Origin of the sequence: Pseudomonas extremorientalis, assembly GCF_001870465.1 — a bacterium.
Classification (GTDB): Bacteria; Pseudomonadota; Gammaproteobacteria; order Pseudomonadales; family Pseudomonadaceae; genus Aquipseudomonas; species Aquipseudomonas extremorientalis.
Window position 1 is genome coordinate 1 of the sequence record NZ_MDGK01000030.1, and the last position, 461, is coordinate 461.

Sequence of the window (461 nt, forward strand, 5' to 3'; positions counted from 1 at the left end):
TACCGCCGCCACTACGACTACGACAAAACCGGCAACCTCACCCGCCTGCTCGACACTCGCAAGGGCGAACACCGCTACTACTACGACCCACTCAACCGCCTCACCCGCGCCGACCACACCCAAGCCGAGCAAGAACGCTTCGGCCACGACCCCGCCGGCAACCTGCTCATGCAAAACCGCCCCGGCCCGGACATCGTCGCCGGCAACCGCCTGATGATCCAGGGCGACCACCATTACGACTACGACGCCTTCGGCAACCTCATCCGCGAACGCCGCGGCAAGGGCCATCAACTCGTCACCGAATACCGCTACGACTGTCAGCACCGCCTGATCGGTATTAAAAAAACCAACGGCCAGACCGCCAGCTACCGCTATGACCCGTTTGGGCGGCGTATCAGTAAAACCGTCGACGGCATCACCACCGAGTTCTTCTGGCAAGGCGACAAACTGATTGCCGAACA

The 461-nt window shown here is 61.6% G+C and carries 1 protein-coding gene; it reads left to right on the forward strand.

The window, feature by feature from the left end; genetic code table 11:
- On the forward strand, window positions 1-461 hold a 461-nt coding region (locus tag BFN10_RS11705), incomplete at both ends, for an RHS repeat domain-containing protein (RefSeq protein WP_425273021.1).